This window comes from Thalassospira sp. UBA1131 (genome assembly GCF_002311515.1).
In the GTDB taxonomy this organism is placed as follows: Bacteria; Pseudomonadota; Alphaproteobacteria; order Rhodospirillales; family Thalassospiraceae; genus Thalassospira.
In genome coordinates, this window is record NZ_DCAO01000021.1 from 7,764 (window position 1) to 30,575 (window position 22,812).

35 protein-coding genes and 1 tRNA gene are annotated in these 22,812 nt (G+C 57.7%); 24 read left to right on the plus strand and 12 right to left on the minus strand.

The window, feature by feature from the left end:
• Together B3Z49_RS02980 and B3Z49_RS02985 are read left to right on the plus strand one after the other, a co-directional pair.
• On the plus strand, positions 1-582 hold a 582-nt coding region (locus tag B3Z49_RS02980), incomplete at its 5' end, for a tRNA methyl transferase PRC-barrel domain-containing protein (RefSeq protein WP_349676360.1).
• A 195-nt stretch (positions 583-777) separates the two neighbouring features.
• A tRNA-Met gene (locus B3Z49_RS02985) sits at positions 778-854 on the plus strand.
• 76 nt (positions 855-930) lie between these two features.
• Here the strand turns inward: B3Z49_RS02985 and B3Z49_RS02990 are convergent.
• The 12 genes from B3Z49_RS02990 to B3Z49_RS03045 all read right to left on the minus strand — a co-directional run bounded on the left by B3Z49_RS02990 (position 931) and on the right by B3Z49_RS03045 (position 8,089).
• The gene (locus tag B3Z49_RS02990; RefSeq protein ID WP_296988138.1) at positions 931-2,016 is read right to left on the minus strand and encodes a tyrosine-type recombinase/integrase; all 1,086 of its coding nucleotides are present in this window, start codon (positions 2,014-2,016) and stop codon (positions 931-933) included.
• 11 nt (positions 2,017-2,027) lie between these two features.
• Positions 2,028-2,207, minus strand: a complete 180-nt coding sequence (locus B3Z49_RS02995; protein ID WP_296988139.1) for a hypothetical protein — start codon at positions 2,205-2,207, stop codon at positions 2,028-2,030.
• Position 2,208: 1 nt separating this feature from the next.
• Complete coding sequence (locus B3Z49_RS03000) at positions 2,209-2,469, minus strand: hypothetical protein (RefSeq protein WP_296988140.1); 261 nt, start codon at positions 2,467-2,469, stop codon at positions 2,209-2,211.
• A complete protein-coding gene (locus B3Z49_RS03005; protein ID WP_296988141.1) occupies positions 2,456-3,349 on the minus strand; it encodes a hypothetical protein in 894 nt (297 codons plus the stop codon). The genes B3Z49_RS03000 and B3Z49_RS03005 overlap by 14 nt, the downstream gene beginning before the upstream one ends.
• Before the next feature lie 260 nt (positions 3,350-3,609).
• Positions 3,610-4,206 (minus strand): hypothetical protein, encoded by a 597-nt coding sequence (locus B3Z49_RS03010; protein ID WP_296988143.1) that lies wholly within the window; start codon positions 4,204-4,206, stop codon positions 3,610-3,612.
• On the minus strand, positions 4,203-4,505 hold the full coding sequence (locus B3Z49_RS03015) for a hypothetical protein (protein ID WP_296988145.1): 303 nt from the start codon (positions 4,503-4,505) through the stop codon (positions 4,203-4,205). Before B3Z49_RS03015 ends, B3Z49_RS03010 begins: the two co-directional genes overlap by 4 nt.
• Positions 4,502-4,888, minus strand: coding sequence for an ASCH domain-containing protein (locus tag B3Z49_RS03020; protein WP_296988146.1), 387 nt, complete (start codon positions 4,886-4,888; stop codon positions 4,502-4,504). The genes B3Z49_RS03015 and B3Z49_RS03020 overlap by 4 nt, the downstream gene beginning before the upstream one ends.
• Positions 4,888-5,292 carry a hypothetical protein gene (locus B3Z49_RS03025; RefSeq protein WP_296988148.1) on the minus strand — a complete coding sequence of 135 codons (405 nt, stop codon included), beginning with the start codon at positions 5,290-5,292 and terminating at the stop codon, positions 4,888-4,890. Before B3Z49_RS03025 ends, B3Z49_RS03020 begins: the two co-directional genes overlap by 1 nt.
• A 97-nt stretch (positions 5,293-5,389) precedes the next feature.
• Positions 5,390-6,205: a hypothetical protein gene (locus tag B3Z49_RS03030; protein ID WP_296988149.1), complete on the minus strand. Its 816-nt coding sequence runs from the start codon at positions 6,203-6,205 to the stop codon at positions 5,390-5,392.
• Complete coding sequence (locus B3Z49_RS03035; protein WP_296988150.1) at positions 6,202-6,453, minus strand: hypothetical protein; 252 nt, start codon at positions 6,451-6,453, stop codon at positions 6,202-6,204. Before B3Z49_RS03035 ends, B3Z49_RS03030 begins: the two co-directional genes overlap by 4 nt.
• Positions 6,450-7,232 (minus strand): phage antirepressor KilAC domain-containing protein, encoded by a 783-nt coding sequence (locus tag B3Z49_RS03040; RefSeq protein ID WP_296988151.1) that lies wholly within the window; start codon positions 7,230-7,232, stop codon positions 6,450-6,452. The genes B3Z49_RS03035 and B3Z49_RS03040 overlap by 4 nt, the downstream gene beginning before the upstream one ends.
• Positions 7,233-7,420: 188 nt before the next feature.
• The gene (locus tag B3Z49_RS03045) at positions 7,421-8,089 is read right to left on the minus strand and encodes a helix-turn-helix domain-containing protein (protein ID WP_296988152.1); all 669 of its coding nucleotides are present in this window, start codon (positions 8,087-8,089) and stop codon (positions 7,421-7,423) included.
• Between the two features lie 151 nt (positions 8,090-8,240).
• On the opposite strand from B3Z49_RS03045, the gene B3Z49_RS03050 reads away from it, so the two are divergent.
• From B3Z49_RS03050 to B3Z49_RS03155, 22 genes are all read left to right on the plus strand, one after another.
• On the plus strand, positions 8,241-8,513 hold the full coding sequence (locus B3Z49_RS03050) for a helix-turn-helix domain-containing protein (RefSeq protein WP_296988154.1): 273 nt from the start codon (positions 8,241-8,243) through the stop codon (positions 8,511-8,513).
• 89 nt (positions 8,514-8,602) lie between these two features.
• Positions 8,603-9,148: a hypothetical protein gene (locus tag B3Z49_RS03055; protein WP_296988156.1), complete on the plus strand. Its 546-nt coding sequence runs from the start codon at positions 8,603-8,605 to the stop codon at positions 9,146-9,148.
• Entirely contained in the window at positions 9,145-9,378 is a 234-nt protein-coding gene (locus B3Z49_RS03060) for a hypothetical protein (RefSeq protein WP_296988159.1), read from the plus strand. The genes B3Z49_RS03055 and B3Z49_RS03060 overlap by 4 nt, the downstream gene beginning before the upstream one ends.
• On the plus strand, positions 9,375-10,046 hold the full coding sequence (locus tag B3Z49_RS03065) for a hypothetical protein (RefSeq protein ID WP_296988160.1): 672 nt from the start codon (positions 9,375-9,377) through the stop codon (positions 10,044-10,046). Before B3Z49_RS03060 ends, B3Z49_RS03065 begins: the two co-directional genes overlap by 4 nt.
• On the plus strand, positions 10,043-10,756 hold the full coding sequence (locus B3Z49_RS03070) for a hypothetical protein (RefSeq protein WP_296988161.1): 714 nt from the start codon (positions 10,043-10,045) through the stop codon (positions 10,754-10,756). Before B3Z49_RS03065 ends, B3Z49_RS03070 begins: the two co-directional genes overlap by 4 nt.
• Before the next feature lie 580 nt (positions 10,757-11,336).
• Positions 11,337-11,672: a hypothetical protein gene (locus B3Z49_RS03075; protein ID WP_296988162.1), complete on the plus strand. Its 336-nt coding sequence runs from the start codon at positions 11,337-11,339 to the stop codon at positions 11,670-11,672.
• Positions 11,669-12,085 carry a hypothetical protein gene (locus B3Z49_RS03080; protein WP_296988164.1) on the plus strand — a complete coding sequence of 139 codons (417 nt, stop codon included), beginning with the start codon at positions 11,669-11,671 and terminating at the stop codon, positions 12,083-12,085. Before B3Z49_RS03075 ends, B3Z49_RS03080 begins: the two co-directional genes overlap by 4 nt.
• On the plus strand, positions 12,085-12,459 hold the full coding sequence (locus tag B3Z49_RS03085) for a hypothetical protein (protein ID WP_296988165.1): 375 nt from the start codon (positions 12,085-12,087) through the stop codon (positions 12,457-12,459). Before B3Z49_RS03080 ends, B3Z49_RS03085 begins: the two co-directional genes overlap by 1 nt.
• The gene (locus B3Z49_RS03090; RefSeq protein ID WP_296988166.1) at positions 12,456-12,803 is read left to right on the plus strand and encodes a DUF4406 domain-containing protein; all 348 of its coding nucleotides are present in this window, start codon (positions 12,456-12,458) and stop codon (positions 12,801-12,803) included. Before B3Z49_RS03085 ends, B3Z49_RS03090 begins: the two co-directional genes overlap by 4 nt.
• Positions 12,800-13,150 (plus strand): hypothetical protein, encoded by a 351-nt coding sequence (locus B3Z49_RS03095; RefSeq protein WP_296988167.1) that lies wholly within the window; start codon positions 12,800-12,802, stop codon positions 13,148-13,150. Before B3Z49_RS03090 ends, B3Z49_RS03095 begins: the two co-directional genes overlap by 4 nt.
• 125 nt (positions 13,151-13,275) lie before the next feature.
• Entirely contained in the window at positions 13,276-14,115 is an 840-nt protein-coding gene (locus tag B3Z49_RS03100; RefSeq protein WP_296988168.1) for a phage antirepressor N-terminal domain-containing protein, read from the plus strand.
• A complete protein-coding gene (locus tag B3Z49_RS03105) occupies positions 14,112-15,425 on the plus strand; it encodes a BRO-N domain-containing protein (protein WP_296988169.1) in 1,314 nt (437 codons plus the stop codon). The genes B3Z49_RS03100 and B3Z49_RS03105 overlap by 4 nt, the downstream gene beginning before the upstream one ends.
• Positions 15,422-15,799, plus strand: a complete 378-nt coding sequence (locus B3Z49_RS03110; RefSeq protein WP_296988170.1) for a hypothetical protein — start codon at positions 15,422-15,424, stop codon at positions 15,797-15,799. The genes B3Z49_RS03105 and B3Z49_RS03110 overlap by 4 nt, the downstream gene beginning before the upstream one ends.
• Positions 15,799-16,044, plus strand: a complete 246-nt coding sequence (locus B3Z49_RS03115) for a hypothetical protein (protein WP_296988171.1) — start codon at positions 15,799-15,801, stop codon at positions 16,042-16,044. The genes B3Z49_RS03110 and B3Z49_RS03115 overlap by 1 nt, the downstream gene beginning before the upstream one ends.
• Positions 16,044-16,385: a hypothetical protein gene (locus B3Z49_RS03120; protein ID WP_296988172.1), complete on the plus strand. Its 342-nt coding sequence runs from the start codon at positions 16,044-16,046 to the stop codon at positions 16,383-16,385. The genes B3Z49_RS03115 and B3Z49_RS03120 overlap by 1 nt, the downstream gene beginning before the upstream one ends.
• Positions 16,386-16,515: 130 nt before the next feature.
• Positions 16,516-17,082 (plus strand): hypothetical protein, encoded by a 567-nt coding sequence (locus B3Z49_RS03125; protein ID WP_296988173.1) that lies wholly within the window; start codon positions 16,516-16,518, stop codon positions 17,080-17,082.
• A complete protein-coding gene (locus B3Z49_RS03130) occupies positions 17,079-18,293 on the plus strand; it encodes an AAA family ATPase (RefSeq protein WP_296988174.1) in 1,215 nt (404 codons plus the stop codon). The genes B3Z49_RS03125 and B3Z49_RS03130 overlap by 4 nt, the downstream gene beginning before the upstream one ends.
• Positions 18,294-18,812: 519 nt before the next feature.
• On the plus strand, positions 18,813-19,172 hold the full coding sequence (locus B3Z49_RS03135) for a hypothetical protein (RefSeq protein WP_296988175.1): 360 nt from the start codon (positions 18,813-18,815) through the stop codon (positions 19,170-19,172).
• Positions 19,173-19,190: 18 nt separating this feature from the next.
• Complete coding sequence (locus B3Z49_RS03140) at positions 19,191-19,775, plus strand: hypothetical protein (protein WP_296988176.1); 585 nt, start codon at positions 19,191-19,193, stop codon at positions 19,773-19,775.
• A gap of 216 nt (positions 19,776-19,991) precedes the next feature.
• Entirely contained in the window at positions 19,992-20,354 is a 363-nt protein-coding gene (locus B3Z49_RS03145) for an HNH endonuclease signature motif containing protein (protein WP_296988177.1), read from the plus strand.
• A 166-nt stretch (positions 20,355-20,520) separates the two neighbouring features.
• Positions 20,521-21,048: a P27 family phage terminase small subunit gene (locus B3Z49_RS03150; RefSeq protein WP_296988179.1), complete on the plus strand. Its 528-nt coding sequence runs from the start codon at positions 20,521-20,523 to the stop codon at positions 21,046-21,048.
• On the plus strand, positions 21,011-22,804 hold the full coding sequence (locus tag B3Z49_RS03155) for a terminase large subunit (protein WP_296988180.1): 1,794 nt from the start codon (positions 21,011-21,013) through the stop codon (positions 22,802-22,804). Before B3Z49_RS03150 ends, B3Z49_RS03155 begins: the two co-directional genes overlap by 38 nt.
• Positions 22,805-22,812 lie beyond the last annotated feature (8 nt).

Consider the following 22,812-nt stretch of genomic DNA (forward strand, 5'->3'; position numbering starts at 1 on the left):
GAAACCCGTGCGCTTGCCGCCAAGTTCGGCCTTGAAGTGGCTGACAAGCCCGATAGTCAGGACATATGCTTTGTCCCGGATGGCAAATATGCCCGTCTGGTCGAAAAGCTGCGTCCCGAGGCAGGCGAGCCGGGCGAGATCGTTGATCTTGATGGCAATGTGCTCGGCGATCATCGCGGCCTGATCCATTACACGGTCGGGCAGCGGCGTGGCCTTAATATCGGCGGCACGGCAGAGCCGCTTTATGTCGTCAAACTCTCGCCCGAAAAGCGTCAGGTCATTGTCGGGCCGAAGGCGGCCCTAGCCAAGAAACTGGTCTATGTCCGCGAACTTAACTGGCTTGACGGCGATCAGATTGATGAAAACGGGGTCGAGGTCGAAGTCAAACTGCGCTCGGCCATGCAGCCGACCACGGCAACCGTGTACCCCGAGGCATCCGGCGAGGCCCGCATTGAACTGCACGATGCCCAGTTCGGTATTGCACCGGGGCAGGCCGGTGTGTTCTATCAGGGCGAACGCGTGCTTGGCGGTGGCTGGATCACGCGTGAAGAGCTGATTGGCAACACCGCAAGTGCCGCCTGATCGGGATTGCCCGATTATCGAACAGGACGGGCGAGGGCGCATGTTCCTCGCCCGTTGGTTTTGCCAGAAGTTTTGCCAGAAGTTTTGCGGGAAGGTTTTTTGACAAAATCGTCAAAAAGGCGCTTGACGGGGACGGCTCCCTGACTTAAAAACCGCCTCGTTCCAAGCGCACCGGAACACCACAAAATTCCTTGTGGCCGAGTAGCTCAGCTGGTTAGAGCAGCGGAATCATAATCCGCGTGTCGGGGGTTCAAGTCCCTCCTCGGCTACCACCCTTCTTATAATAAGCTGTTAAATCAATGGCTTATGATAAAAGTGCCCCACGTCTGAAACCGGCGTGGGGCACTTTTACCATTCCATGGCCGCAAGGCGGGCAGTTGCTGTCTGGGCGAGTTTCCAGCGTTCTGCGCCGCGTGTATAGATTTCGCTGGTCTTCGGGCTGGCGTGGCCGTGGATGCTCATGACCTCGTATACCGTACATCCTTCCTCTGCCAGCAATGAGCCGGCGGCCTTCCTGATGCCGTGGCTTGAACGGTTTTCAAGTCCGGCAGATTCGCACCATTTGCGCAGGCGGTTGCGCAATCCTTCCGGCGATCGATACGGTTTGCCATGTTCGGTCAGAAGATAGGTCGCGCCCTGTACCGTGCTTGCGCGGGTGGCCTTAAGCAACGGCGGCAGCATCGGTATTTCGACATATCGCGCGTTTTTCTTTTGTGGTTGCCAGCCGATGCCGGTAATCCCGCCGCGTTCAAATTCATTGCCACGGCCAAGGCGCACGGCATCACTGATGCGGCACGCGGTAAACATAAACAGGGTCAGGCATAGATGCGCCTCGGTGCCTGGCGGGTGGGCCGCGCGGTATTTGCGCAGGTCTTCCACTGTCCAGGGCACAGCGCCAATCGCCTTTTCGCGCAATGGGGCAAGCCCGGTGCCGGGGTTGATCGACAAAATGCCGCGATCTGCGGCCCATTTGTACATCACCCGCACGGCTTTCATCATGTTGTTGGCCTTGGCCGGGGTGGTGCGCATCTGATCGCGGATCAGGATCAGGCGGCCTTGCGGGATTGCCATGTCATACTGGCCGTACCGGTCGCCATCATCATCGCGCAAGTCACACAGTTGCATCAAAAGCCCGCGCTTTTGTTTCAGTGTCAGGATCGATGCCTGACCGCTGGCAACATCCTGTTCAAGCGCATTCAGAAAACTGATCACCAGCCAATCGAGTGACCCGCGCACGGTGGCGTCAATCGGATCTGATTCCGGTTCAAGCTGAATGCCGGCGCGGGCCGCGCGGTAATGTTCGTCAAAGCGGGGATTGTCCGGGGTGACATGCAGGCGGATCTTGCGCGACTTGTTGCCTTGCACGCGCACGCGATAGCGCACCTGACCGCTGGGCAGGGTTTCCTTCCAGAGCCCCGGATAATTGATCTTCATGCTGTCGCCTGTCAGTCCCATTGTTTCGGGCCGACAATGTTATCGTTGACCACAGGCCGGTCAACTTTGTTGTAAATCAGGCGCACACCATCAGCAGTCACAACGATTTCGCAGACATCAAGGCCGCACGCATTGGCGGCCTTGATGATGCGGGTGACCTCTGCCTGGGTGACAGTGGCCTTTTTCGGCATTCTATCCCTCCGTTAAACATCGGCCTCGGGTGACCTCGCGTTTGCTGGCGTCCAGAAATCCGGATACCTTGACTTCGCGTTTGTCGATCACTTCAAAGCCGTTCGGGCACATCCCGTATTTTGCGACTTCTTCATTCAGCCACCGTTCCCGGTCGGCATCGGAATACCCCGCGATCACAAGCGCGTCATAGACGAATTCTGTGTCGCTGATCGGGGTGAAGCGCGTGTGCGCATAGCGGTCCTGGCTTTCACATCCCGTCATGGTCAAACCCCCGATGATCAACGCCATCCCCGTCATCCATCTGCGTTTTTTCATCGCAACCTTCCTTGACAATAGTGCCGATCACAACAACGACCGGTCGTATAAGGTCGCGTGAATTGCGCGGCTTTGCAAGGTGGCAGCGATCAAACCAGCTTGGGGCGGGCACGTCGCCTTCGATGGTGAAGCGTTCCGGGCCGGTGCCATCGGCCACCGGGATCGCGATGACATCGGCATTTGGCACGGCATAGGGCGCGGTGAAATCAACCCGCACGGGCCTGCCATCAATCATGAAAAGCGCCTGACCATCGTCAAGGTCGGGCATCCCCGGATCATTGGCGGCGATCAGTGCGGTTGGTTCGACGCTGTAATCCGACAGCGGGCGCACATGCCCGGCGGCGCGGTCCTGCTTGATCTGGGCCAGCAGCGCATCGCGCACCGCAGAAAACCGGGTTTGCAAGATTTGACTGGCGCGCGAATTGATGTCGCGCATGTCCGCCCGGCTGGGGTGCCAGCGTGGCAGGCGGGTTGGCAAGCTGCCGCGCCGCCATGCCAGAAACACCATGATCAATTCGCGCCGGACCTCTGCCGCCCGATCGGTGCGGGCAAAGGTGCAGATCAATAATGCCTGTGCTTCATTCAGCCAATATTCGTCGGCAGGCCGACCGCCACCCCTTGCATTCTGCGGTTTGCGGTGCCGCACCGCGAGTGATCCATAGCTTTCCAGTTCGGCCCGATTGCGATCAATCAGTTGTCTGATATCACGCGGTCGGCGCATGCCAAGCCGTTCGCCAATGCGAATGTCCTGAATGCGGGGGTCTTTGGTATCGGTGGAATCAAGGTCGGCTGCGGACAGAGTCCGGCTGTTGGTTGGTACGCTCATTGCGGTCCCCTTCGTGTATCGGTTAACCCGATCACTGAGAGGCCAATCTCTGGTGATCGGACGTACAGGGTTGGCCTTACCGCCACGAAGGTAACGGCGCACCCGAAGGTGCCCCCATACGCCCGACCATAAGAAAACCGCGCAGCAACAGGTTGGGCGCGGTTCGAGCGCCTTCGTGTAGGACGGGAGGCCAATCCCGGTCATGGATGCGTCCATGACAGCCGGGATTCTACGCCCATCTTTCTGCGCGGTCAAGTGTGTCATGCCGCCGTGTCCTTTCGGTTGGCGGTCTTGGCTGCAATCAGGGCAGCGGCGGTGACGGTGGTCCGGTATTTGCCGGGATTCCATGCCAAGACGGGCTTGGTTTGTTGGATGATATCATTCACCTTTGCGACGGCTTCTGCCAGTTCTGGGGCTATGTCGCTCAGATATAGATCCTCGGGCAGTCGATCGACCAAGATATCGTCAAAGTCAACCATCTTCAGGATGTCGGGTTCGCAGATCGCCAGACGCATTTCACCGGGCAACACATTATGCTCAAGCGCGAAATCGATAAGTTCCTGTTCATCGAAGAAATACCGTTCGTGGCTGTAGCTAAAGAGCCGTTCGCCATCCCATGCCTTAAAAGGCTTGGCGTTGTATCGCTCTATCACGTGTTTGTCGCGGCATGTTTCGCAGCACGTCCAGCTTTTTTCGTGTTCGTGTTTGCCGCATTCCCGGCAAAGAATGTGCGTGCATCCAGCCCAGCGGGCCAAATGCTCGTTATCGCCATAGAAACGGCCATCAGCACTAACCCAGCCGGTGACCTCTTTGCGTTCGGCAGCTTCGGGGCTGCTGTAAAGAATTTTCTCGTTCATGCCGCTGATCCTTCCTGTTTGCTTTCGTCGCCTTCGGTGTCGTTGGCGGCGGTGACGTGGGGCGGGTATCCGGCGCTGGTCAGGGCGGCGTTGGCCTGATCAATCAGGTGACGAAACCAGTTCGGATCGGCGCATTGGTAAACTGCCCCGCCAATCTCAATCGTTATGGACGTGCGGCCCGCCATCTTTGAGTCTTCGCTGTGGCAATAGCTGCCGCCCTTGATCCATTCCGGCGGTTTCGCGTAGGCACCGACGTCGAGGTTTGCGGCAACCGGGCTGTCAAAGGTTGGCTGGGTCATGCTGCTTCCTTCCGCGCTTTCAAAAGGGAACGATTAAAGACCGGCGTAAAGAAGCCGAGTGCGCCCTTGCAGGGGATGAAATCAAGCGGGACGGGGTTGCGCAGCACGAACCCGAACCGGCCATAGAACCATTCGCTGTCGCTGCTGCTGACACAGTCGGTGATTTCGACCATCCCGACGATGCCGCCGAGATGGCTTTCCGGATGCTTGGCGGTAAATGCCCGGCGTTCATCTGCATAACCGTCGAAGGATGCTGATGCATGGATCAGGACCGGGCCGCGATAGGTTGTTTGCCAGTCGCGGTTTTCGATATCCTTGCCATCAAAAAGGATGTGATGGCACCACGGCTGGCGGATGCTGATTGCTTTGGTTGGGAAGTCCATCACATCACCTCGCAATCGGCGTTGCGGTTGGGGAAGGTGAGTTGGGAGAGGGTGACCCATGCGGCGCTGGTGCCTGGCTCACCCTCGCCATAGGCGAACTTGACCAGGATGCGCTTGGCATCAAGGGCCAAGGTGCAGCGGGCCGGTTTGATGGTGCCCAGAAGGTCTTCGCGCTGCCCGCAATTGGGGCCGATCAAGACATTGATGGCCTCATTGGCGGCGGGCAGGGCAATGCATTCGGTGGCTAGTCCTGCGGCGTGGCGCTTGGCGTGATCATCCAGTACATCCTTGGGGATGTGGAGTTTGATCGGGCCGCCGTGGATATCGTTGGCGGGGCGGGTTGCCTTGATCTCGATGACAGGACGACTGCCGATCCGGATATGCTTGATGTTGGTCGGTTCCATGGGTCTTTTCCTTGCAGGCTGATGGCGGCCTGCTGCCCGAGCACAAGGGCCATCAGGGCAGCGCAGCCAAACAGTAAAATGGATGACGGGCGCGGCATCAGGCGGCGTCCGGTTTCTCGACGGGCTTTGTTTTCAGCCCGAGTGCCGGGCGGTTCTTCCCTGCCTTGGCGGGTTTGGCATCGTTGGCCGGTGCCGGTTTGCGTTCCTGCTTGGCGGGCAGTTTGAGCCATGCCGGATCTGCCTCCGCTTTGGTATGTTCCCGCATTGGCATCACAAGGCCAAAAAAGTCCTTGGCGCGACCTGACTGAATTACGATGGGTGATAGCATGTCGCGGGGCATTGCGATGCTGAGTTCTGGCGTTCCGTCATCCGCCAAGGCAGAGATTGCTTTATTGAACTTGTTGAAGTGTTTGCCATCCAACACAATCCGGGTGCTGGCCTCGGCTTGCGGGCTGGGAATAAGCCGCCGCCAATCAGGGAACGTGCCATCAACCGGTTTTGCGTAAGCGATGGCGTTGTGTTGCGCGGTAATTAGTGTCGGATCGAATGCCGGATCGGTTGCATCCTGCCCAAGAACGGCGTCGGTCAGATAGACGCTGTTGCCGACGAAATGCAAAGTTCCTGCAGATTTGCGCTTTAATGCAGCGATGAACGGGCCTTTCGGCACGGAACATATCCAACCGCTTTCGCCTGCGATGTGTGCAGAGTTGTCGCGTACTGCGGCGAGCGTGTGCCCGTCGCTCGCGGCCATGATAACCCCGCCATCCTTGTGCGGTTCGATGAATACACCATTGAGGTAATAGCGGGTTTCCTCGTGGCTGATGAATTGCAGTGCAGCATAGAACCGCTTTGCGCATACGCTGATGCGGCGGTTGGCCGGAATGAAGTCGGCTTGTTTCTGTGGAGTGGTCATCGTTTCGTTCCATCTTCCTTGGGGTGTGGAAACTCAATCAGGTTGCTGGCGACCCGTCGTTCCATTTTCTGCCACCAGCGTTCCGTCTTGTTGTCCTCGATCTCTATCCAGACCTCTGTCAGGACTTCGTCCGGAACGTCAGGGAAGTGTTCGCGAATGGCGGTTTCGTAACTGCCACCGGCTTCTATGGCCTTCTCGGCAATGTCGAGCATTCGGGCCATGATTTCCTTGCGGGTGTCCGTGGTCATGACACTGCTTTCAATGCGGGTTTGATCAGGGTGGCAAGGCGGGTCAGGCCCTTGGCGGTAACGCGCACCTGCTCTGTAACCTTTTCGGAGCCATCGGCGCGCCAGACGGTGGTTGTCTTGTGTTCAAGCAGCCCCTGCGCGGTTTTCGACTGATAGCCGAGCCACGTGGCGGAGCCGGTGCGCTTGTATGTCCAGCCGTTCTGCGCCAGCCATGCAAACAAATCCTTGGGCCGCATCTGCAAGACCTTGGCTGCATTGGTGATGCACATGGTGCCATCGGCCTGTGCGATGCGGTCAAAGCCATCAAGCTTGGGCTGTGCTTCCTCAAGCTGGCTTTCGAGTGCCAGCACCTTTTCGGTATAGGTCAGAAGCAATCCGCGCAGCGCACCCGGATCATTCAGGTGACGGTGCATGTCGGTCGGCACGGGTCCGCCTTCCATGCGTTCACGGACAACCGTGTTGCACCAGATATGAAATTCAGGCGACAGGTACTTGGCATAGGCCAAGCCGATCTGCCAGTGGGCGGTCGTGCCGCCATTCTTGCCACGTGTTGAAGTTAAAACCTGACTGTCAGGCAGGTTTAGATTCATGGCGAATGCGTCAATAAAGGCGGTGCCTTCCTTGCGTGCCCAATTGTAAGGCTCCCGGTTCTCTGGGCTGCCAGCCGCCCGCCACATATCGGTCAGGTTCAGCTTGTCATCATCAATACGGATGACCGCGCCGTTATAATCAAGCGTGGTCACAGCATTGTCGTTCACGGAATTCAGATGTGCATTCATCGCAAAACACCCTTTTGCGGTTGAGGATGCCGCAAGGGTGTCGTTAATGTTCGTACTTGTCAACGATTAATTCGGATCAAATGCCGAACCGGTGACGTTGCAATCGTAGTTTATTGCGTCTTCCTATCCTTCAGTGGGGGAATGCTCTTTGAGACTCGGTGCTGTAAATAGTGGGTGTTTCCCACCTTTTACGCCGGATAGATCGCGACGATGCGGGCGACATTGACGATCCGGTCGGGCTGGATGGTGATTTTTTTGGACTCGTCACCATACATCGTGCCGGTGAACCCGTGGTTCTGATCGTTCTCAAGGCATCGCATCAGATGGATCTCGCCTTCTATGTCGTGAATGGCGGCGTCTTCGCCCGGTGCCACGGGGTCATCAGGCGAACAGATCACAGTTTCGCGCATCCGAAGCCGGGGCATGTTCAGGGTGTTGGCGACCCGGACGGCATAAACGTTCCCTGAAAGCGTAAGGTTCTGCGGGGCCTCGACATGGGCAATCGGGTACATGGTCGCAATGATGCGCCCATTCTGGGCTCGTCCCACGACCGGGACCGTGTCCCGAAACAAGGGTGGTTCAGCCGATGGTACGCCTGTTGATGCCGCAAGGCTTGCCGGGGGCGGGCTTGTAAACTGCTTTGCTGATTCGCCAAAGATTTCGGTCAGGCGGACGCGTTGCGTTTCCGCAATCTTGAGTTTGTTCTCCATCCGCAGATCACGGGTCTTGCCGTTTTTGTAATGTCGCAGGGCAGATTCATTGATGCCGGCCTTTTTGGCAACGGCAAGAACGCTTTGCCCTGTCTGATCAAGCCACTGGTTAAAGCTCTGGCGTTGGTCCTCTATCGGGTCTGTCATTTCATCCTGCTCCAATGTCCTGTTGTTGTTTTTCGGCATTGTGCTCTTTGGTTGTTCAGAAGTTTATCGGCAAATAGTACGAATTATCGTTGACAGTAGTAATAAATGCCGAATATGCTTCGAGCATCATCAGAGAAAAAGGCACTTACAAATGTCCATTGATGCAAATCTGAACCGCATTCGGGCTTATCGCCGCCAGTACAATCTGGCGCGTTACCGGTTCGCCTGTCTGGCCGGGGTCAATGAAGCAGCAATCCGCAATATTGACACGACCGACTGGAACCCGACCGCGAATACCATCCGCAAGTTCGAGCAGGTCATCCCCCCGGAATTCATGGCCAACGCCAATGATGACACTGAAACGTCATCGGAACCGCAGGCCACCCCGGTTGATCGGGGTGAAGACCAGACCGAGGCGGCCTGACAGGTTCGGGCTTTGACCAAATGCCGGGTGCGGCGGGTGTTTCCGCATCCCTGACTTTCACACCATCTCATGGATCGAGGTAAAAGTTTATGTCGAATGCGACCAGAAATGCCCATCGTTTTGATGCGCCGGGTGCCGAGTTGTTTCAGGCGGTGTTTACATCGGCCTTTCACGACCATGTCGGCACCTATCAAAGCGAAGGCAAGGCAATGACCTTGGCCGAGGTGGCACGCGCCATCGGCAAGGAAAACAAAGTTCGCACGGTCGAAGCCTGGCGCGATGGAGAAACGGTTCCGCGCGGTGCTGATTTGTTTGCGGTCATGGCGGTCCTGCCGGTCAGCTTTTCCAACCGGTTGCTTTCGCTGATCGGGATCGGCGGTGCCAAGGAAATGTCGCCAGAGGAAATCAGTTTTCAGGAAGTCGCCCACGCGGCGGCAAGCTGTACCGAGATGTTCATCCGCCACATGGAAGATGGCCGGGTCGACCATATGGAAAAGGCAGAGCAGATGCGCTGGGCCCGCCAGATGCGCGACCGCCTCGACAAGGTTCTGCATGGCCATGATGCGCCCGGCAAATCGGGCAGCACCGGCAAGGGCAATGTGGCCGCACTTCCCAAACGGGCAGGTGCGCAATGAGCAACCCGGCGCTTAAAGACCTGATCAAGGCAGGCAATGATTTCCTGCGCAAGTCGCTGATCGAGGCGGCAAGGTTTGATCCGAACGTCAATGTCAGTGGCGAGGAAATCTATCAATCGATCATGGTGATGGATGACCAGGCGATGGACGACGTTGTGAAGATCAATCCGGCTGCCAAGGAAACCATGGATTTTGCCAAGGCCCTGCGGGCGGCGGGGGAATCGCTATGAGCACCGCCAAGCACTTCATCCCCTTGGCTGATCCGGCCCCGCGCGAAGTTCCGACCCCGGCCAATGATTTCCTGCCGCGTGGCACGCTGACCATGGCTGATGTGCGCCAGCGTTTATCGCATGGCCGGTCGCGGCCTGTCGCGGTCGAGGTCATCCGCCCGCGCAAGGTCCATGAAATCGATGTGGCCGAGGCCGCGATTTTCCCGCGCCTGTTCTGGGCGGTTTATGTCTCGCCCGATTTTGCCGGGGATGGCGATAACGATCGGCTGGCGCGCGCCTTTCGCGCCGATATGGATTGTTATGCCGGGTTGATGACCCCGTCGCAGTTCCATGATTTCCGCCGCGAGATGGACCACGGGGCCGATAGCGTTCTGGCCGTGCTGCTTGACCGGCAGGTTGGCGATGATGGCGGCTGGCACAGCCTCAAGGTGTTTGCCGTGATCTTCCTTTTGATGCTCTGGGTGGATCGATATGCCGCCCAGGCGATGTTCACCACCGATTTCGAACGCGCGGCGGCAGAGGTCTTTGACCATATCCGCGCCCTGCATGGCGATCAGTTCGCCGCCATCGAACCCTCGGCGCACAAGATGCTGCCCAAGGTCATCGCGCGGCTCAAGGCCTGCGGCCTGTTTCTGTGGCTGCCGGATTATCGGGGGGTAGAGGAATGACCGCCCTTGCCAAAGTCCAGACCGGTCTTGGGGCCATGATGTCGGGCGGTCGGCGCGAGGTTGCCGAGGGCGACCGCACCCGACAGGCCGATGATTTCTACCCGACCCCGCCCGAAGTGTTCGAAGCCCTGTTCCGTCGCTTTCCGCATCTGGCAGGCAAGCGCATCTGGGATATGTCGTGTGGTGATGGCGTTCCGGCCCGTGTGATGGAGGCCCATGGCTGCAAGGTGATCGGTACTGATCTGATCGATCGCGGCTATGGCGCTGGCGGGGTGGATTTCCTGTCGGTGATGCGGCCCAAGGCATCGGTCCTGATCACCAACCCGCCCTATGACAAAGACCTGCCTGCCTGCTTTATCGAACATGCGATGCGGATGCAGGTCGAGGAGCTTTGGCTGTTGCTGAAATCGACCTATTGGCATGCGGCATCGCGCCAAGGGCTGTATCGCCGCCATCGTCCGAAATGGAAGTGCGAGCTGCTTTGGCGGCCTGATTTCCTTGGCCTTGATCGCCCGACAATGGAATGCGCCTGGTTTGGCTGGCATCGCGACTGGTCGCGGGATGAAACCCTGCACGACCTGCTGCCCAAACCGCAGATGGACAACCTTGATTTGTTTCAACCGGCCCCCGGTGCGCGGGTCATCAATTACCAGAACGACAACCCGATTGATGCGGATTTGTTCGATACCCCGGCTGCCGGGGCGGTGTGAACCGATAGGGCAGACAGGGATCAGACGGCGAGTGCCCTGAGTTTCGCAAAACCCCGTCATCCGGTGGGCCTCTCCTCCCTAAGCCTTCGGGGGCCGCGACCAGACCTTTAAACCCCGTTACCCCGCTTGAAGGCAGGGTCGGGGTTTTCGGGTGAAAAAGCCGCACTGGGCGGCACCGGCTGAGTTTGAAGCCGATACGAGCAAACGAAAGGGCGGAACGATGTGATTGTAATTGCCCTGATTCTGATGGTGATCGCCCGCCTGATGCAACGGTCGGTGATCGCCTTCGCCCCGGACGGTGAACAAGCCGCCGGATCTGACCCGCCAGCGGGTTCCTCAAGCCTTCACCGCAGACCTAAGGGGCCTGTTTGGTGGCACGGCAAAACGCCTTGATATGCCAGAGAAGCCCGACCCCGGTTTGAAGACCGGGGCGGGCTTAAGGCAACAGGAAGGCCGGGCGGTTTGCTCCTTTAACCGTGTTGTCCGCACTCTGCAGCGCCCGGTTCTTCCGCCTTATGGCAAATTGCAAAATCTGCAAATTGCTTGATCCGATTCCATCATGCCATGAAGGGTGAGTGACATGACCAAGCCTGAAATCTCTGCAGAACTGCGTGATGCGCTGATTGCGGCAGCCAATACCAACACCATTGATGGTCCGCGCGGGCGGGCGATTGCGGTGATCCGGGTGGCGATCGACCGGCGTGTCCATTATGTCGGCAATGGCCGCCACGTCATCGTGATCAATGACCGCCCGGTGATGGTCTGTCAGGCCGTCGATATCGCCAATGCGGTGCTTGAACGCGCCGGGCTGCTTGATCATCGCATCGATTACCCGGGTGCCAAGTTCCAGTCGGCCTATATCACCGGTGCCAACGACAACGCCAGCCGCAGCAGCATGCAAGGCGGTGTGGCATGAGCGAGGCATCCTTCAAAACCATCCTGACCACGCTGCGCGATGCGGCAAATGACAATCTCGGCTGCGACGATACCGCGCGCCAGATCATCAATGATCTTGATCTTGGCGGCTTTGCCATTCGCCGCAGTTACGAGGTCGTCAATTATGATTTGCCGGTGCTGGTGCTCCATCAGCCGGTGCGCGGATCGGGCGAAAGCTTTGGCGGCAACCCGGTGATGAAATCGCCGAGTGCGGCGGACCTCAATGGTGAAACCGGCTGGCTGGTGTCCTGGGTCGAACATGGCCGCACCAAATGCGCCTGGTTCGACGGCGAAGGCACCGCGCGCAAGCTGCCCGACTACCGCGTGATCAACCCCAAAACCCCGTGCGCCGGTGCCAAAGCCGCGCGTGCTGCAATCGGAAAGGCTGCGTGATGACCAAATCAACCCCGCTTTGCCCAAATCAGGCCCTGCTTGATATCGAACTCGAACGCGCCCGCCAGCAATTGGTGGAGGGCTGGACGCCAGAGCATGATGACACGCATGACGATGGTGAGATGGCTCGTGCTGCCAGTGTTTATGCGTTGCTTGGTGGTTGGCCTGATGGGCCGGAAAGGTCGGTAATGGACTCGTTTGGGTCCAGCGGTGTCCCTTACACGGACCGTGCAAATTGGCCGTGGCACGTCGATTGGCTAAAGCCCACCGACCGCCGCCGTGATCTGGTCAAGGCCGGTGCCCTGATCGTTGCCGAGATCGAACGCCTTGACCGTAAGGCTGCCAAGGCCAAAGAGGCGGAGGAAGCCCAATGACCATCATCTATATCGCAGGTCCGATCACCGGCATGCCGGCGGGCAACAAACCGGCCTTTGATGCCATGGCGAAATACCTGACCGCCAAGGGCTACATCGTGCTCAATCCGCATGCCGTGCCAGCGGGCATGAATGAGGAAGCCTATATGGATATCTGCCTTGCCATGGTCCGCCATGCCAATGCGCTGTGCCTGCTCAAGGGCTGGCAGCAATCAGACGGCGCGCAGGCCGAACTGGCCTATGCCCGCAAGCGCGGTATTACGGTCATGGATATGTCAGACGATACCGACCACGTCACCCGCCTGGCCGCCAACGATACCGAACCACAGCGGGGTGCGGCATGAATTGGGATGTTTTCGAACAGGTATCTGATGACGATAAGGCCGACATGGAAAACTTCTGGAAGGCCGTCGATCATCTTGTTGTTACGGGCGGTGTGCGGCATGTCGCCACCATTCGGTGCAAGAAAACCGGCGGCTCACGCCAGTTGTTTGCCCCGGTCGATGATGTGCGGGTCAAGGCTGCCGACTTCGGGATTCTCAATTTGACGGTGTCGGTCGATATCCCTGGCGACGATGACAACATCATCGACCCCTATGGCTCCGGCCCGGTGCCGATCGAGCCGATCCGCATCAAAACCACGTCGCACACCATTGATGGTGTCAAAACCGGTCTTGTGGTGGGGCGGTGATGCCAGTTCCGATGGCGCTTTTTATCTTCTGGATGATGATTTGGCGGCGATAACGCTGCCTTGAAAAGGAATGCCCCGGCTATGCGGGCCGGGGCGGTATTGCAACAGATGAAAGGACGTTTGCAATGAGTGCTCAGAATACCGCAATGAACGACAATCTGTCCAGCAACGAAGTGATTTCGCTGGACTTCCATGGTTCTCAGATCGCGACTTTTGAGGTCGATGGTACGCCTTATGTCGCCCTGCGCAGTGTGTGCGAAGCGATCGGGATTGCCTGGAATGGTCAGTTCGAAAAGGTCAAGCGTGATCCCGTTCTGTCATCAACCGTTCGTGTGACACGAACGGTTGCCGAGGATGGCCGGTTGCGTGAAATGTCCGCTCTGCCGCTTGATATGCTGCAAGGCTGGCTGTTCAAGATCGATGCGTCACGGGTCCGGTCGAGCTTGCGCACACGCGTCATCATGTTCCAGCGCGAATGCTACCGAGCCTTGTCGGCCTATTGGTCGCATGGTGTCGCAGCACAACCAGCCATCCTGCGGGATGATCTTGACGGGCTGGTCACCGGCCTTTCGCCGGATGTCGAACGGGTGATTGGCGGCATCTTTAAGAAAGTCATCATCAAGGCGCTTGACGACCGGCTTGACGGCATGATCGAGGATCGCCTTGCGCGTGATCCCCGCATGGGGGCTGTCACCGCCATTCCGGCCTTGCAGGTCGCCGTCGAGCGCGGGGTTGCCAAACGTCCGCGCGGCTTTGTGCAGGCTGTCAGCAATGCCCTGACCCGTTATTGCGAGTGCAGCACGCGCTTTACCGTCCATCGTGATGTCTATGGCCGCAAGCTGTTCCCGCGAGAGGCGATCAACGAATGGCTGGCCAAGGGCGGCTGGGGGCCGCTCAAGGACCGCCTTGACCGACAGACCGGTGGTCAGAACGTGCTACGCCTTGTCGACAAGGGTGCGAAATGATGGCCTTTGCGTCCTCCAATATCGGCCAGCACCCCCATTTTGAGGGTGCTGGCGCGGCCTGCGTAGTTGCCCGTACGCCCAAAATTGGGGTGTGGGCGGCGGGTGCGGTTTTCTGCGGGTTTCGAGACGGTCAAATTGACCGTCCGGGTGTGGAGCGCAGCACGTATAACTGCGTTCGTAGTTGCCCGGATCGTCAATCTGATGTGGTGGCGACCCTGTACGCTCAATCCGGGCGTCCAGTATCTGCAATATTGACGCGAACGACAGGCGGGCGTATAGTCCCTTCATCCGCGCCACAGGTGCGGGCAGTCACGGCAAAATCCGTGGCCGGGATTGGCGTCCTGTCTGTCAAACGGCGTCCGAACCGCGCCAAAAGTCCTTTTGCGCGGTTTTCCTATGGTCGGGCGCGTGGGAGGGCCTTGCGGCCCGCCACTCCGTTTGGTGGTAACGCCAATCCTGCGCGTCCGGCCACCAGGGATTGGCGTCTCCGGTGGTTGGTTAACCCAGTTCAAACGGAGGCTGTCATGCCTAATCATGACCATGGGCGGAATCTGCCCGAAAAGCTCACTTTCCAAGATACCGAACTATCGATCATCGACCGCGACGGGGTGCCGTGGCTGACCGGGCCGGACATTGCGCGGGCTTTGGGGTATTCCGATGCCAGCAAGATTTCCAAGCTGTTCAACCGGTATAAAGACGAATTCACCGATGGAATGGCCCTTAAGACCAAATTGGGCTTGAGGGGTCAAATCCAACCAGCCGCGGTTCGCGTCTTTAGCCCACGCGGGGCGCAGTTGATCGCCATGCTGGCGAAGACGGACCGGGCCAAGGCGTTCCGGCGCTGGGTGCTTGATGTGCTTGAGGCACAAGCGGCCCCGGCGGCCCAGTCTTCCCCGGATGGTGAGGCGCTGCCGGATCTGACCGCCTTGCGCCAGCAGGTGGTGGGCGATGTGGTCACGCTGATCATGGACAAGATCGGCCCGATGATCGCGGCGCAAAGCCCGCGCAGGATGCCGCCATTGACCAAGCCCGACGATCCGATGCCGCGCCTGATGGACGGGCATGCGGTGTTTCGCATCGGCAACCGGATGGTGATTGTCGATACGTGCGATTATCGCCTGAGCCGTGGCGACCGGGCCGTGGTGCTGCAGGTCGAAGATGGTGAATTTCCGAAAGTTGTCACCGTGCTGGATGAACCGCCGCTCAAATCGTGGTTCGACCGGTGCATGATTTTTGACTCGGGGGTGCATTGGCACATCCCCGTCGGGGCCGTGCTTGGCCGTGTTGTTTGGGAGGGTGATGTACGATGAAAGCTTTCGAGAAAATAGCCCAGTTCCGTGATCTGGATGGCTTGCTCAACAACGTCTGGCTTGGGTCGACTGGCGAAGTAGATGGTGTTACGCGCGTTGATCTTTACTGGCGGGATGTTCTGGCCCTTGTCGCAGAGCTTGAGGCGATGCAGGAGGCGCTACATCAGTCGGACCAGCGGGTCAGATCGATTCATCACGAGAACGAAGAACTGATCGAAATGTGCGTCAAAGCAAGGGCGGAAACCGACAGCCTGCGCGCCGTTCTCGAAGCCGTCCACAAGGATCTGCGCGACCGCGCGGATCCGGATGGCACCGTTGCCGTCGGCGCAAGCGTCTGGATCGATCTTGATAATGCTGTGAAAGGCGGTGCGTGATGTCGAGACGGCCCGTGGCAAGACGCCAAACCAAAGCCATTCAGGACACGCCGCCGTTGCACCGCCAGATTGCGGATCTGATGGTCGATGCCTCCGACCCGGATGTCAGCGACGCGTGCTGCGTAATCCTCAAGCACCTGGCGATGCGCAACAGTCCAGCGCCCGACCCATTCTGTGACTTCAATATCGAGCTGTCCGGCTTTCTAAAGGACGGGCCGGGAACGGATAGCGGAGGGTCGGAGTGATGCAAAGCAACGACGCGCTTGCGGCCTATATCGCCGATCAGACCGGCTATCTCAAAGGCTCTGTGCGCTACACAAAGGTCTTTTTGCGGGCATGTTCGGTGATCGATGGCCTGACGGTTGGCCGATCGATGAAAGATGCACCCCGTGATGGCAGCCGGATCCTGATAGAAACATCCGATTTCGGGTGGGTCGAGGGATACTGGAATGCAGATGTCGCCAATTTCTACAAGTCGCAGGAAGGCTGGTCGAGTTACGACCCGGAAAACGCGCAAGGCGACTGGTGTTCTGTCGTGCCGTTTGCGGGGCAGAACCCTGATCATCAGGCTGTCATCTGGCAATGAATACAGTTGGTTAGATGCGGAAAGCTGCAAGGGCCATGATGGGCCCGTCTGCCCGCCCGCTGTCGATGCTGCGGCGATCAAGGCTGCGATCCTTGGTGATGGTTCACAATCCAGCTAAGCGGGTGGCATCATGTCGAGCTTTGATCTGTTTTCTGAGGCTGTCGCCCGGACGACGGCAGCGCAGGATGGCTGGCTGATCGGTCAGGGTGTGGACCCTGAATGGCTCTATGGCGGTGCTTCGCGCTATGGGGCTTTGCGGGTGGCCGCTAATGACAATGATGGCTGGGATGCTGCTGAAACTGGTGGGCAAGCCATGATCGTTCTGCCAGAGCTGCCGTTGCCGGATCCGTGGGATGTTCAGGTGTTTGATATCGGCGATTTGATTGCATGCAACCCACGCAATCCGTCGGAGATGTGGGCCCGAAACGGGTGCCGAATGATCAACCCGGAGGCCCCGGAATATGCCCGGCATTTTGAGGTTGATCTGCGCATCTATGCCGATCCGATTGCCTATCTTGTTGGCAAGCAGGTTGGGTGTGTGATCGTCGATTGGTCGGAAATGACATCGTTTCCGTTGATCGGCCCGCGCAAAATCATCTGCGATACGCTTGAAATCGGGGAACGTGTTGACCGCCTTTTTCGGTCTTCTCGCGTTCCTGAAATTCACATAACACAAGAAAAACTGGGGGCAGCGTGAGCAACAATAGTGTTCCGCTTAATCAGGTGCGAAAGATGCGTGCGGCCAACGATGAAGCTGGCCGAACGCCTGCGATCCCCAAGGGGCGCGTTGCTCAGGACGTGGAAACTCGTGCCCGGCAAGACGGCATGTTCTATGCCAGTTCGTTGCAGGGGAAGACGCCAAAACCGCGTAAATGGATTGTCCCCGATCTTATCCCTGATAGTGCTGTGACGCTGTTTTCGGGCAATGGTGCGATCGGCAAATCGATCCTGTCAATGCAGCTTGTCACCGCTGCGGCTGCTGGGCAAAAGTGGCTTGATGCGGATGTTGAGCGGTGTCGTGCGCTTTATCTGAGTGCTGAGGATGATCGGGATGAAATGCATCGCCGATTGGAACGGGTGAACACACATTACGGCCTTGAGCCGGCGGATTATGAATCTGAATTGATCCTGTGGGACAAGACCATGAACGCGCAGCCGTTTCTGTTTCGGGATCAGGAAGGTTGGCAGGAAAGTCCGTTTTACTGTCTTTTAAATCAGGCGGTCATCGATCTTGGCGTGCGGTTGGTTGTGATCGACAGCATGTATAACTTCTTTGGTGGTAACGAGCTTAGCCGTACAGATTCAACGGCGTTTATGGACTGTTTGCAGAGGTTGGCGCTTGAGGCGGAATGCGCGATCGTTGTGCTGTGGCACCCGTCGGCGTCTGGACTTGATAGCGGCACCGGAACATCTGGTTCGACCGCGTTTCGCAACCGTGCGCGTCAGATGCTTTATATGCAGATGCCCAAGGAAACCGAGGGCGAAGTTGACCCTGATGTCAGGTTGCTCAAAATTGTTAAGTCCAACTATGGGCCCAACAATGTCGAATACCGTCTGCGGTTTGGCAATGGTGTTTTGCTGCCCGATGGCGAGCATGGTGGCGGCTTCCTTGATGAAGCGGGCAAGGCGCGCCAGCGCCAGGTGGTCAAGGATATCTTTATGGTCTGTCTTGATGCGGCAAATGAACAAGGCCGGTACCCGACAGACGGGAAAAACAGCCCCAGATATGCCCCGAAAATGTTCAAGGCAATGCCAGCGGGTGAGGGCATATCGTTCCAGAAATTGGCCCGCGCCATGGAGGATCTTTTTGCCGAAGGCACCATCGTTGTGCGCACGGTAAAGGGCGAGGACAGGCACGCGCAGAAGGCGATTGTGCGGTCTGAAAATGCCCTGATACCCGGCGATTAAGGTTGCGGGAAGTGCTATCGTAAGTCATTGATATTAAACGATAGTGCATTCTGGGCGATTTGGTGAAAAGTGCGGGAAGTGCGGGAAGTGCTATCGTAACATATTGAAAGTAAACGATTGTCACCCGTGTTTTCAGGGAAAAGTGGGGTTTGATTGTGCGGGAAGTGTTGTCGCAACATGTTGAAATCATTCAATAATTGCATTTTGTCAAAGTGCGGTTGCAAAAATAACACATCCCGCACTTAACGCACTGATAATAAAGGAGGAATTGGAGCTTTCGGCGTGTTTATTTTCAGTGGCCCCAAAAGTGCGGTAAGTACCTTGCTAAGTCATTGATTTTATTGCGGGCAGTCTGCGGGCGGGAAGTCCCTATAGATATTCTATCTATACAAGGGGCTCTATTGAGAGCCGCCCCCTGTGATCAAAAGAGGGCATTCGGGGTGAGAGGTTTGGTTGTCTGATGGTTGATCGATTTTCATTGGTTCCGTGTGTTCACAAGTCAGCGAAAGGAAGTGCGTGATGTACCTTGATGTTTCTGGAATGAGTACGGCAGAGATCGCCAAAGACGTTGCGCGGCTATTTGATCTGGTTGCTGAGGAACGTGCCAAGCTGCGCTCTGGTGATGCTGCCTCGCTTTCTGACGGTTTGACGTTGTCGGGCCGTCACGCTGGGGCTGCGGACCGGCTTGCTGAGGACGCGGGAAGGGCACCGGTTGAGACGGCGGCGAAGGTTTCGGTGATCGCCATCGCTTACCAGATGAAAGCGGTTGGCAGTTTCAACCGAATGCAGGTGCTTTGCGATGCGGTTGGTGAGTTGTCTCCGAATGCCGAGGCATGGCTGGATAACTGCTGGAACGGCGTGGCGGGCTGGTGGTCCTGATCAGGAAAGGGTGAGGCGATGGTTAAGCAGGATGTGATGGATATCTGGTCCGCGTTGCAATGGGCTGTGCGTGACCAGAAGGCGGATCAAGTTTTTAACGCCAGCCATTTTTGCAAGGCTGGTGCATTCAAGGGCAGCATTACGGGCAAAGGCATCGAGATGGCCCAGCTTGGTGTCACGGTGGATGTATCGCGCGGTTCTGGTGCAGACCTTGACCCGGATGCTGAACTGATCTGGCAAGGGGTCGAGCTGTTGTTTGCCCAGTGGCGCAAGGGTGAGCTGGCCGCAGAGGTCGGCGCCAATGTGCCGGTGCAAATGCAGCGCTGCCTTGCCAGATTGCCTGGTCATCCCGTTGTCGAGATGATCATGGCGGCACGGTCAGGTGACATGCCAGACTGGATGCCCGGTGGCTGGACCAATGACGCATCGCTTACCCGTCGTCAGGTGGAAGAGTCGAGGCTGGTTTATCTGCTGGTCTGGGATCTTCTGGCTGCTTTGTGCAAGAGGTTGCAGGCATCCGACAGCATGGGCATTACCATCGAAATGCCCAGAATTCCGCGCTCTCCATGGAATGCGCGCAAAAAAGTTCAAAAAGCTTGTTGACTTGTTTTGCGGTTTCTGGATACCTAAACAGGCTCATAAACAGAACTGCGCCTGCCGCTCACCAGCGGCGGGCGTTTTTCGTTTCATGGTTGTTCTTGTCTCCCAGCGGTTGATGATGCTTGCTGAGTTTCTTGGACGTTTCCTCCCTCAGCTTTCGAGCTGCACTCGCGGCGGTTACCCTCACGGGTGCCGCCGCAGTCTTTTGGTGGTGATGTGATGCCGAACCTGCCGACAAAGCCATGCGCTGTCGCCCGGTGCGGCACGCTGACCAGGGAGCGATACTGCGAGAAGCATCAGGCCGAACACCGCAAGCGACAGGACGAACGGCGCGGAACCGCGGCCAAGCGTGGCTATGGTTCCAAGTGGCAGAAGGCCCGCGCCGTGTTCCTTCGGGAACATCCGTTATGTTGCCAATGCCAGGCGCAAGGCTATGTGGTTGCCGCCACGGTGGTTGACCACATCACGCCGCACAAGGGCGATCAGAAGTTGTTCTGGTCCCGCTCGAACTGGCAGCCGCTATGCAAAACGCATCACGACCAGAAGACAGCCAAAGAAGACGGAGGCTTTGGTCATCGCTGATGCATGGGTGGGGGAGGGTCAAATCCCTGCACCCCAACCGCCCAAGACCGCTTGGGTGGTCACGTTTTTACGCACGGGAAATTGAAAAGGAAAAACCCATCTGGGGAAACCCTTGGTCCAGAAGGACAAGGGCAGAAGGCGTTTCCCGAATTGATGGAGTGAAGCCATGGCACGGGGACGTAAACCTGATCTGCCAAGCAATGTCGTTCGGCTGACGCAGGACGGGAAGCAACCCGGAACGCAGACGCAGGACGCAAAGGAAATGGCGCGCGATCTTAAGCCGCGCGGCCTGCCAAAAGATGTCGCAGCGGTGTGGGATGCGGTCGCGCCGGTACTGGCTGAAAAGCATCGGCTTGATCCGTTGTTTGTTCTGCCGGTGGTGGAGCTTTGCCACTGTGTCGCGAAGATGAATGAATACCGTGCGCTGTTTCGCAGCAAGGTGAAAATCACCGATGCCAACGGACGGCAGCGCACAGAGGTTTACGGCGAAACCTATGAGGTTGAAGGCCGTAACGGTAATCAGATGAAGACCCGCCCGGAGGTTGCACAGTTCAATGAAACCCGCCGGACCTTTCTGCGCCTGACTGCTGAATTTGGCATGACGCCATCTGCTTCGCGGTCCCTGGCGTCGGCGGCAGGTCAGGGTGATTTGTTCGATGACTTCGACGACTTCGCACAAGGCAGGGGCACCTAAGAAGCATCGCCCGGTCACCCGAAAGGATCTGGCAAAGAAAGTGCCCGAGGCGATCCTTGGGCATGTCAGCACGATCTATGCGCTGGACATTGTCGAAGGCAAAAAGCCAGCCTGCAAGAAACGCATCGCCGCATGCCAGCGCCAGCTTGATGATCTGGTGCATGGCGCGGAACGCGGCTTGGTGTTTTCGATCCCGCGTGCGGATCACGCGATGCAGTTCTTTGGCTACCTGCGCCATTCAAAGGGGCAGTGGGGCGGCCAACCTTTTGTGCTTGCCGATTGGCAGGCGTTTTGCACATCGGTCATCTTTGGCTGGCTGACAGCAGAAACGCTGACCCGCCGGTTTACATACGTCTATGTCGAGGTGCCGCGCAAGAACGGCAAGTCAACATGGCTGGCCCCGATCGGGCTTTACATGCTGATGGCCGATGATGAACCGGGTGCGGAGGTTTACACCGCTGCGACCAAGGCCGATCAGGCCAAGATCATCTTTCAGGAAGCTGATCGCATGGTCGCGACCAGCCCGGCGCTGCGCCGCCGCGTCAAGCGGATGGCGCGGCACATGGAACATCCGAAAAGCTTTTCGGAACTGAAATACATTTCGGCGGATGCCAAGAAACTTGATGGCCTGAACAGCCATTGCAATCTGGTTGATGAAGTTCACGCCCACCCGGACGGGCAGTTGATCGAGGTGCTTAAAACCGGCATGGGCGCACGTCGCCAGCCGTTGCATGTGGAAATCACGACGGCAGGGACCAACCCTTATTCGATCTGCCGGCAGCATCATGATTACACCGTCAACGTGCTTAATGGCGTGTTTGAAGATGATACCTGGTTCGGTTTCATCTGTTCGATCGATGATGGTGATGATCCGTTTTCCGAGGTGTCCTGGGAAAAGGCCAACCCGAACTATGGGGTTTCGGTCCTGCCCGAGGCGATGCGCAAGGTATCGATCGAGGCCAAGAACAACCCGTCATCTCTTTCGGGGTTCAAGCGCCTTCGCCTGAATGTGTGGAGCCAGACGGCGGAAATCTGGCTTGATATCGAGAAATGGCGCGGCTGCGAGGTTGTGATCGATCGCGAAAGCATGCGCGCTCGCAAGTGCTATGTCGGGCTTGACCTTTCATCGGTTAGCGACATCACCGCCGCCGTGCTGGTCTTCCCACCGGTTGAGGTCGGGGAGCCGGTCAAGATTTTGCCGTTCTTCTGGGTGCCAAAGGGCACGATTGAAAAGCGGGCCGATGACAAGGCTGTGCCATACGATGTGTGGCTTGCCCAAGGCCTTATTCGTGAAACGGATGGTTCGGCAACGGACTATGACGCGATTGAGGCTTTCCTGATCGGCAAAGAGGAACTTGGTCTTTCGGGGCTCAGTGACGAATTCGAGATTGCCGAGGTCTGCTATGACCGCATGTTCGCGGGCCAGATCATCCAGCATCTTGAGGATGCCGGGTTGACCTGCGTTTCCTGCGGTCAGGGGTTCTATGGCATGGCGGCCCCGTGCCGCGAGCTTGAGCGCCTGGTGCTTGATCAGGGCATCGCCCATGACGGCAATTCTGTCATGGACTGGATGATCAGCAACACGTCGGTCAAACAGGATGACGCCGAAAACAAAAAGCCGATCAAACCCGACACGCGCAAGGATATGCGCAAGATCGATGGTGTGGTCGCAATGTTGATGGCGATTGGCCGGATGATTTTGGCTGAGGAAGACGGGCCGAGCGTCTACGAAGAGCGCGGTGTGCGAACACTTTGAGGGTGGCA

Excerpts from the sequence above, each read along its gene's own strand:
- B3Z49_RS03040 (WP_296988151.1), bottom strand. The coding sequence starts at position 7,232 with ATGAATGCACATCTGAATTCCGTGAACGACAATGCTGTGACCACGCTT.
- B3Z49_RS03035 (WP_296988150.1), bottom strand. The coding sequence starts at position 6,453 with ATGACCACGGACACCCGCAAGGAAATCATGGCCCGAATGCTCGACATT.
- B3Z49_RS03100 (WP_296988168.1), top strand. The coding sequence starts at position 13,276 with ATGAGTGCTCAGAATACCGCAATGAACGACAATCTGTCCAGCAACGAA.
- B3Z49_RS03105 (WP_296988169.1), top strand. The coding sequence starts at position 14,112 with ATGATGGCCTTTGCGTCCTCCAATATCGGCCAGCACCCCCATTTTGAG.
- B3Z49_RS03000 (WP_296988140.1), bottom strand. The coding sequence starts at position 2,469 with ATGACGGGATGTGAAAGCCAGGACCGCTATGCGCACACGCGCTTCACC.
- B3Z49_RS03010 (WP_296988143.1), bottom strand. The coding sequence starts at position 4,206 with ATGAACGAGAAAATTCTTTACAGCAGCCCCGAAGCTGCCGAACGCAAA.
- B3Z49_RS03065 (WP_296988160.1), top strand. The coding sequence starts at position 9,375 with ATGAGCACCGCCAAGCACTTCATCCCCTTGGCTGATCCGGCCCCGCGC.
- B3Z49_RS03115 (WP_296988171.1), top strand. The coding sequence starts at position 15,799 with ATGTCGAGACGGCCCGTGGCAAGACGCCAAACCAAAGCCATTCAGGAC.
- B3Z49_RS03030 (WP_296988149.1), bottom strand. The coding sequence starts at position 6,205 with ATGACCACTCCACAGAAACAAGCCGACTTCATTCCGGCCAACCGCCGC.
- B3Z49_RS03070 (WP_296988161.1), top strand. The coding sequence starts at position 10,043 with ATGACCGCCCTTGCCAAAGTCCAGACCGGTCTTGGGGCCATGATGTCG.
- B3Z49_RS03125 (WP_296988173.1), top strand. The coding sequence starts at position 16,516 with ATGTCGAGCTTTGATCTGTTTTCTGAGGCTGTCGCCCGGACGACGGCA.
- B3Z49_RS03020 (WP_296988146.1), bottom strand. The coding sequence starts at position 4,888 with ATGGACTTCCCAACCAAAGCAATCAGCATCCGCCAGCCGTGGTGCCAT.
- B3Z49_RS02990 (WP_296988138.1), bottom strand. The coding sequence starts at position 2,016 with ATGAAGATCAATTATCCGGGGCTCTGGAAGGAAACCCTGCCCAGCGGT.
- B3Z49_RS03110 (WP_296988170.1), top strand. The coding sequence starts at position 15,422 with ATGAAAGCTTTCGAGAAAATAGCCCAGTTCCGTGATCTGGATGGCTTG.
- B3Z49_RS03080 (WP_296988164.1), top strand. The coding sequence starts at position 11,669 with ATGAGCGAGGCATCCTTCAAAACCATCCTGACCACGCTGCGCGATGCG.
- B3Z49_RS03120 (WP_296988172.1), top strand. The coding sequence starts at position 16,044 with ATGCAAAGCAACGACGCGCTTGCGGCCTATATCGCCGATCAGACCGGC.
- B3Z49_RS03050 (WP_296988154.1), top strand. The coding sequence starts at position 8,241 with ATGTCCATTGATGCAAATCTGAACCGCATTCGGGCTTATCGCCGCCAG.
- B3Z49_RS03090 (WP_296988166.1), top strand. The coding sequence starts at position 12,456 with ATGACCATCATCTATATCGCAGGTCCGATCACCGGCATGCCGGCGGGC.
- B3Z49_RS03060 (WP_296988159.1), top strand. The coding sequence starts at position 9,145 with ATGAGCAACCCGGCGCTTAAAGACCTGATCAAGGCAGGCAATGATTTC.
- B3Z49_RS03150 (WP_296988179.1), top strand. The coding sequence starts at position 20,521 with ATGGCACGGGGACGTAAACCTGATCTGCCAAGCAATGTCGTTCGGCTG.
- B3Z49_RS03045 (WP_296988152.1), bottom strand. The coding sequence starts at position 8,089 with ATGACAGACCCGATAGAGGACCAACGCCAGAGCTTTAACCAGTGGCTT.
- B3Z49_RS03085 (WP_296988165.1), top strand. The coding sequence starts at position 12,085 with ATGACCAAATCAACCCCGCTTTGCCCAAATCAGGCCCTGCTTGATATC.
- B3Z49_RS03155 (WP_296988180.1), top strand. The coding sequence starts at position 21,011 with ATGACTTCGACGACTTCGCACAAGGCAGGGGCACCTAAGAAGCATCGC.
- B3Z49_RS03145 (WP_296988177.1), top strand. The coding sequence starts at position 19,992 with ATGCCGAACCTGCCGACAAAGCCATGCGCTGTCGCCCGGTGCGGCACG.
- B3Z49_RS03095 (WP_296988167.1), top strand. The coding sequence starts at position 12,800 with ATGAATTGGGATGTTTTCGAACAGGTATCTGATGACGATAAGGCCGAC.
- B3Z49_RS03005 (WP_296988141.1), bottom strand. The coding sequence starts at position 3,349 with ATGAGCGTACCAACCAACAGCCGGACTCTGTCCGCAGCCGACCTTGAT.
- B3Z49_RS03135 (WP_296988175.1), top strand. The coding sequence starts at position 18,813 with ATGTACCTTGATGTTTCTGGAATGAGTACGGCAGAGATCGCCAAAGAC.
- B3Z49_RS02995 (WP_296988139.1), bottom strand. The coding sequence starts at position 2,207 with ATGCCGAAAAAGGCCACTGTCACCCAGGCAGAGGTCACCCGCATCATC.
- B3Z49_RS03075 (WP_296988162.1), top strand. The coding sequence starts at position 11,337 with ATGACCAAGCCTGAAATCTCTGCAGAACTGCGTGATGCGCTGATTGCG.
- B3Z49_RS03025 (WP_296988148.1), bottom strand. The coding sequence starts at position 5,292 with ATGGAACCGACCAACATCAAGCATATCCGGATCGGCAGTCGTCCTGTC.
- B3Z49_RS03015 (WP_296988145.1), bottom strand. The coding sequence starts at position 4,505 with ATGACCCAGCCAACCTTTGACAGCCCGGTTGCCGCAAACCTCGACGTC.
- B3Z49_RS03055 (WP_296988156.1), top strand. The coding sequence starts at position 8,603 with ATGTCGAATGCGACCAGAAATGCCCATCGTTTTGATGCGCCGGGTGCC.
- B3Z49_RS03140 (WP_296988176.1), top strand. The coding sequence starts at position 19,191 with ATGGTTAAGCAGGATGTGATGGATATCTGGTCCGCGTTGCAATGGGCT.